Origin of the sequence: Paenibacillus sp. GCM10023250 (genome assembly GCF_042653205.1) — a bacterium.
Classification (GTDB): Bacteria; Bacillota; Bacilli; order Paenibacillales; family Paenibacillaceae; genus Paenibacillus_Z.
Genome location: NZ_JBHSHY010000017.1, coordinates 105377 through 111878 on the forward strand (window position 1 = coordinate 105377; position 6502 = coordinate 111878).

The window sequence follows — 6502 nt, forward strand, 5'->3', positions numbered from 1 at the left end:
CTCCTTATCGCCGGACGGCCGGGGAGAAGCGCGCTCCTTCCCCCGCGGCGCCGCCGCCTCAATTGTCCGCGTTCACGGCGTCGAGCTGCTTCTGCATCTCCTGCTCAGCCAGCTTCAGCATGTCCTCCGGCGACTGCTGGCCCAGCATCATCTTGGTCCAGCCCTTCCACAGCGGATCGAGCACCTTCGACTCGTCCTTGATGCCGAGCGTGAAGTCCTTCGCCTGCCCGACCATCGAAGCGGCGATCACCTTCGCCTTGGACTCCGGATCGTCGCCGCCCTGCGTGAAGAACGGATCGGCGGCCGCCTTCTTCGTGGACGGCAGAATATTGACGATCTTGCAGAAGGCCAGCTGCGATTCGTCGTTCGTGATGTAGTTGGCGAAGTCGATCGCTTCCTTGTGATGCCCGCTCATCGTCGGCACGACGACGTCCATCAGGCTGGCCTGGTAATTGCCGCCTTCCTTCTTGGCCGGCATCTTGGCCACGAGCGTGTTGTCGAAGACGTCCTTCGCGTTTTGCTTGACGCGGTTCAGGAAGTTCGCGCCGGTCGTCAGCGTCGCGATTTGGCCGGCCTGGTACTTGTCGGTCGCGTAGTTGGCGTCGGCCCCGACGCTGTCCTTCGGAATGACGCCTTCGTCGTAAAGCGCCTTGTTCCACTTCGCCCAGACCAGCGCTTCGGGCGTGTTCAGGATGATCGTCTTCTTGTCTTCGCTGATAATCGGCACGCCCGCGAAGTACAGGTCCGCCGGCGGATTGGAGACGAGCGTGAAGCCGTATTTGCCGGTCTTCTGCTTGATCTGCACGGCTTGCTGCTTCAATTCGTCGAGCGTGACGGGCGGCTTGTTCGGGTCGAGTCCCGCTTCCTCGTAGATTTGCTTGTTGTACATGAACACGGATAAGCCGAAGTACCATGGGAACGCGTACGCGCTGTCGCCGAGCTTGGTGGAATTGTACAGGTCGGGGAAGTAGATCGCGCGCTGCTCCTCCGTCGCTTCCTTGTTCAGATCGACGAGCGCGTTCTTCGCGGCGAGCGTCAGCGTCATGCCGGTGTTCAGATTGACGACGTCCGGGGAGTTGCCGCCGGCGATGGAGGTCAGCAGCTTGTTCTCCATGGAGCCGTAGGGCAGGTCGGTCCATTTGACGGTAATGCCCGGATGCTCGTCCTGGTACTTCGCGATCCGCTCGTGGATGTAGTCGTCGAAGTTCGGACTGAGCGAGATGGTCCAGAAATTCAAGGTGACGGCTTTCGGCGGTGCGTCCGTCCCTCCGGCGTTCCCGTTCGCCGGCGCTTGGCCGGGACCGGACGCGCCGTCCGTTCCGCCGCCGCCGCTGCAGGCCGCCAATGCGGCGGCCAAGCTTCCCGCCGCCGCGATCGAGGCCAATCGTTTACCGGTTGTCATACGTCATCCCCTCTCCCACGCTTAACTTGCGCTGCTAAGGCGATTGTACCTGAACGGGGGCAGGCTGTATTTAACCATACATGCTTAAAACTGTTGTCTCTTTTTTAGATCGCCGCATCGAGCTGGAACGGGACATCCGGCAGCAAAACCCCCTTCGCGTCCGCGAAAGGGGTGAAGGCGCTCCGTCGTCAAGCTTGATCCCGGTCGTCCTTGACGTAGAGGCGGATGTATTCGGTGGGGGAGAGGCCGACCGCTTTCTTGAACGCCCGGCTGAAGGAGTGGATGGATTGGTACTGCATGGTCGACGCGATCTCGGTAATGCTGCATGTCCGCGATTTCAGCAGCTCGATGATTTTTTGCAGCCGTTTCTGCGAATAAAAGTTGCGCAGGCTGATGCCCGTCTCCTCGGTGAACAGATGGGACAGATAGGAATAGCTGTACCCGAGCTCCCGCGACACTTCGGCCAGGTCCTTCATCGTCAGCATATGCGTATCGATGTAGCTGATGGCGTCGTACACGATGCCGCTCGTCGCGCCGTCTCCCGGTTCGACGTGGTAGGCGCTGTCCCAGTCGGAGAAGAAGTTGCGGTACATGAGCACGATCAACTGGTTCAAATACGTTTGCGTCATCACCTGCGAATAGTGCGAGAGATTGCGGAATTCCTTGAGCGCGCCCAGGAAGGTATGCCGCATGTCCAAGCGGTCCTTCGCGAGCGGCGTCTCCCGCTTGTCCATCATTTTCTGAATATGGATGAAGGGACTCTCGACATTCTCCCGATAGCCGTCCTCCGGCCGCAGATTGAACAGGAACCCCAAGTAGAAGTAACGGAACGGCTCCTTGGCGTCGGCGCCTCCCGCGTGCACCTCGCCGGGAATGTTGATGTACACGTCCCCGGCCTCCACGTCGCTCCGCCTGCCGTCGGTCGAGAACCACCCCTTCCCCGACATGACGTAGCTGATCTCGTAGCACACCTGCGTATGCTCCCGCAGCAGATAGCCCGAGTCGCAGCAGAGGTCGCCGATTTGATACAGGGTGAAGAACTCGTACTGCTTCGGATTCAGAAAGTACAGATTGTCGAAATGAAACCGTTTCCGTTCGTGCAGCAAGATAAAACCTCCCGAATAGCGGACGGCGCGCCATCATCGCCCGGGCGCCGCCCGGAATGATCTTCGTCAGGTCTTCTCCGGATGCGCAGGCCATCGACGTCATCGACGAATGAACTATATTAAAACACAAAAACCCGCAAGGCGGCACCCTCTACCCGAGGGTCCGTCTTGCGGGCTTAGCGGGAGGCCGTTCGGCCGGCGCCGATGGCTCACCCTTCGGAATTGCGGCGATGCGCGCCAGCTCCTTCGCCGCCGGATGCAGCGGCGCCCGCGCCCGGGAACGCCGTCAATCCGCGAGCAGGTCCATGAACCGGTGAACGGGCATGGCATCCAGCTCCCGCGCGTCGCCGCACAGCTTCGCGATGCGCCGCGTCCGCTCCTCGTCGTACCGGGTCGCCAGATTGGCTTCGAATTTGCGCTTCAGCAGCGGGATGGCCTCTTCCCTGCGGCGCTTGTGGCCGACCGGATATTCGGTGACCGCCTGCTCCGTCATGCTGCCGTCGCGGAAGAACACCTGCACGGCGTTCGCGATGGACCGCTTGTCGGGATCCAGGTAATCGCGGGAGAACTGCGCGTTCTCCGTCACCTTCATGAGGCCGCGCAGCCGGTCGAGGCGGGGATCCGCTGCCGCTTTGTCCTCGTAGTCGTCGGCGGTCAGCCGGCCGTGCAGCAGCCCGACGGCGGTCATGTATTGGAGGCAGTGGTCGCGGTCGGCCGGATTGTGCAGCGGACCGGTCTTATCAATGATGCGGATGGCCGACTCGTGCGTCGAAATGACGATGCGCGCAATGTCGTCCAGCCGGCCGGCCACCAGCGGGTGGAGCCGGATGGCGCTTTCCACCGCGGTCTGGGCGTGGAATTCGGCGGGGAACGCGACCTTGAACAAGACGTTCTCCATCACGTACGAGCCGAACGGGCGCTCGAGCGTGACCGGGTTCCCCCGGAACAGCGCGTCGCTGAAGCCCCAGCCTTTGGCCGTGACCGCGGAGGGATAGCCCATCTCGCCGCGCAGCGTGAGCAGCGCGAGCTGCACGGCGCGGCCGGCCGCGTCGCCGGCGGCCCATGATTTGCGCGAGCCCGTGTTCGGGGCGTGGCGGTAGGCGCGCAGCGGATGCCCGTCGAGCCACGCTTGCGACAGCGCGCCCACGATGTCGTCACGGGTGCCGCCGAGCAGGCCGGTGACGACGGCGGCCGAAGCGACCTTGACGAGGATGACGTGGTCCAGCCCGACCCGGTTGAAGCTGTTGCTCAAAGCCAGCACGCCTTGGATCTCGTGCGCCTTGATCATAGCCGTCAGCACGTCGCGCATCGTCAGCGGCGGCTTGCCCGCGGCGTCGTTGCGCCGGCTGACATAATCGGCGGCGGCGAGCACGGCGCCGAGATTGTCGGACGGGTGTCCCCATTCCGCCGCCAGCCACGTATCGTTGTAATCCAGCCAGCGAATCATCGCGCCGATGTTGAACGCGGCCGTCACGGGATCGAGGCTGTAGGATGTTCCCGGCACCCGCACGCCGCCCTCCAGCTCCGCGCCGGGCACGACGGGACCGAGCAGCTTCGTGCAGGCCGGGTATTTCAAGGCCAATATGCCGCAGCCCAGCGTATCCGTCAGGCACAAGCGCGCCGTCTCGTAGGCCGCCTCGCTGCGGACGCGGTAGTTCGCCGCGTAATCGGCGATGTCGACGAGCAGCTGGTCCGGCTCGGGCCTGACGTTCGTTTCGTAAGACATGATCGGATCGCCTCGCTTTCGTTCGCATGCGTGCTAGCGCCGGTCGTGCAGGTCCAGCCATGGCCGCGGTTCCGGCCCGATGTAGGCGGCCGTCGGCCGGATGATCCGGTTGTTCCGGCGCTGCTCGAGAATATGGGCGGTCCAGCCGGCGAGCCGCGCGATGACGAAGATCGGCGTGAACATCGCGGTCGGAATGCCCATGAAGTGGTACGCGGTCGCGCTATAGAAATCCAGATTCGGAAACAGCGCCTTCTTCCCCCGCATTACGGCTTCGACCGCCTCGGATACGGCATAGAGATAACCGTCCGGCGACCAGAAGGAGAGCGTCTCCGACCATTTCTTGATAATGTCGGAGCGCGGGTCGGACACGCTGTACACCCGGTGGCCGAAGCCCATGATCAGCTGCTTCTCCGCCAGCCTCGCCCTGGTCGCCTCGGCCGCTTCCTCCGGCGTCTTGAACCGCGCGATCAGCTCCATGACAGCTTCGTTGGCGCCGCCGTGCAGGTTGCCGCGCAGCGTGCCGATGCCCGTCGCGATGCACGCGTGGAAGTTCGACAGCGTCGATGCCGTCACCCGCGCGGCGAACGTGGACGCGTTGAATTCGTGCTCCGCGTACAGCGTGAGCGAGACGTCGAGCACGCGCCGGTCGCGCATGGAGGCGTGCCTGCCGCGCAGCAGGCGGAGAAAATCGCCCGCGACGGTGTAGTCTTCGTCGGCGATAGCGGCCGCGCCTCCGCCGGGCTCCGGTGCGCCGCGCCCGTCGCCGCCTGGCGGCGGGCCGCCGAAGGGCGCGCCGGCTTCCGCGGCGGCGCCGCCGTCCGGCAGGCCGTCGGCCGTGTCCGCCGTCAGCAGCGTCCCCGGCGCGGCTTCCGGAGCCGGCGCGGTCTCCGGAGCCGGCACGTCCGCGCCGACCGGGGAAGCGCCCCCATGATAATGGTGCCAATGCAGCAGCATCGGCCCCGTCAGCGCGATCAGCCGGTCCGCCAGCTCCTCCGGCGGGCGGTCCGGCGACTCCGGCTCCAGCGTGCCGAGCGCGACGCAGCCGAGCTGCAGCACCTCCATCGGATGCGCGTCCGCCGGCACCAGCTCCAGCATTCGCTTCAGCGTCTCCGGCAGCCGGCTCGCCGCGTCCAGCTTGCGCCGGTAGTCCGTCAATTCGTCCACGTTTGGCAGCTTCCCGCGGATCAGCAGGTACGCCGTCTCCTCGAAGCTGCCGTGCTCCGCCAAGTCCGCGATCCCGTAGCCGCGGTACGTCAAGCCGCAGCCGTCCTTGCCCACCGTGCTGATCGCCGTTGCGCCCGCCTCCACGCCCGCCAGGCCGCCGGGCTTCTTCACCGCCATCGGTCATCCCTCCTTCGGTTCGTCGTCCTGCGCGAACAGGGCGTCCAGCTTGCGCTCGTAGTCGTAATAGCCGAGCACCCGGTACAGCTCCTCCCGCGTCTGCATGCGCCCGGTCAGCTCCGCCTGCGTCCCCCGCGCGCGGATCGTCCGGTACGTCTCGAGCGCGGCCGCGCTCATCGCGCGGAACGCCGACAGCGGATACAGCGCCATCGCCACGCCCGCGCCGGCCAATTCCTCCGCCGTGAACAGCGGCGTCCGCCCGAACTCCGTCACGTTTGCGAGCACCGGCACCTTCACCTGCGCCGCGAACATCCGGTAGTCCTCGAGGCTCGCCGCCGCCTCGAGGAACACCATGTCCGCCCCCGCCTCCACGTACGCGAGCGCGCGGGCGACCGCGCCTTCCATGCCTTCCGACGCCAGCGCGTCGGTCCGGGCCATCAGCACGAAGTCCGCGTCGGTGCGCGCGTCCGCCGCGCTGGCGATCCGGTCCGCCATCTCGCGCGGCGGCACGAGCGCCTTGTTCGGCCGGTGGCCGCACCGCTTCGCGGCCACCTGGTCCTCGATATGGATGCCCGCAGCGCCGGCGCGGACCATCTCCCGCACCGTGCGGGCGATGTTGAACGCGGAGCCGAAGCCGGTGTCAGCGTCGACCAAGAGCGGCAGGTCGACCGCGCCGGCGATGCGGCGCACGTCCTCCGTCACGTCGTTCAGCGTCGTGATCGCCAGATCCGGCAGCCCGAACGACGCGTTCGCGACCCCGGCGCCGGAGACGTACAGCGCGCGGAAGCCCGCGGCCTGCGCCAGCATCGCGGCGTAGGCGTTCACGGCGCCGGCGATCTGCAGCGGCCGCTCCGCGCGCAGCGCCTCGCGGAAGCGCCGGCCCGGCGACGCGGCGGCGGCAGGCTGCGCCGCGGGGCCGGCGCCGGC

At 66.0% G+C, this 6502-nt stretch carries 5 protein-coding genes; all 5 read right to left on the bottom strand.

The features are described from left to right. Positions 1-58 precede the first annotated feature (58 nt). Positions 59-1402 carry an ABC transporter substrate-binding protein gene (locus ACFPB1_RS15255; protein ID WP_379226742.1) on the bottom strand — a complete coding sequence of 448 codons (1344 nt, stop codon included), beginning with the start codon at positions 1400-1402 and terminating at the stop codon, positions 59-61. Between the two features lie 188 nt (positions 1403-1590). Beyond that, the gene (locus tag ACFPB1_RS15260) at positions 1591-2508 is read right to left on the bottom strand and encodes an AraC family transcriptional regulator (RefSeq protein WP_379226744.1); all 918 of its coding nucleotides are present in this window, start codon (positions 2506-2508) and stop codon (positions 1591-1593) included. Between the two features lie 286 nt (positions 2509-2794). Further along, the gene (locus ACFPB1_RS15265) at positions 2795-4234 is read right to left on the bottom strand and encodes a bifunctional 2-methylcitrate dehydratase/aconitate hydratase (RefSeq protein ID WP_379226746.1); all 1440 of its coding nucleotides are present in this window, start codon (positions 4232-4234) and stop codon (positions 2795-2797) included. Positions 4235-4267: 33 nt separating this feature from the next. Beyond that, positions 4268-5575 (bottom strand): citrate/2-methylcitrate synthase, encoded by a 1308-nt coding sequence (locus ACFPB1_RS15270; RefSeq protein WP_379226748.1) that lies wholly within the window; start codon positions 5573-5575, stop codon positions 4268-4270. Positions 5576-5578: 3 nt separating this feature from the next. Then, positions 5579-6502, bottom strand: a 924-nt coding sequence (gene prpB, locus ACFPB1_RS15275) for a methylisocitrate lyase (protein ID WP_379226750.1), incomplete at its 5' end; no start/stop codon positions are given.

Coding starts and splice junctions, on each gene's coding strand:
- ACFPB1_RS15255 (WP_379226742.1), bottom strand. CDS start 1,402: ATGACAACCGGTAAACGATTGGCCTCGATCGCGGCGGCGGGAAGCTTG.
- ACFPB1_RS15270 (WP_379226748.1), bottom strand. CDS start 5,575: ATGGCGGTGAAGAAGCCCGGCGGCCTGGCGGGCGTGGAGGCGGGCGCA.
- ACFPB1_RS15265 (WP_379226746.1), bottom strand. CDS start 4,234: ATGTCTTACGAAACGAACGTCAGGCCCGAGCCGGACCAGCTGCTCGTC.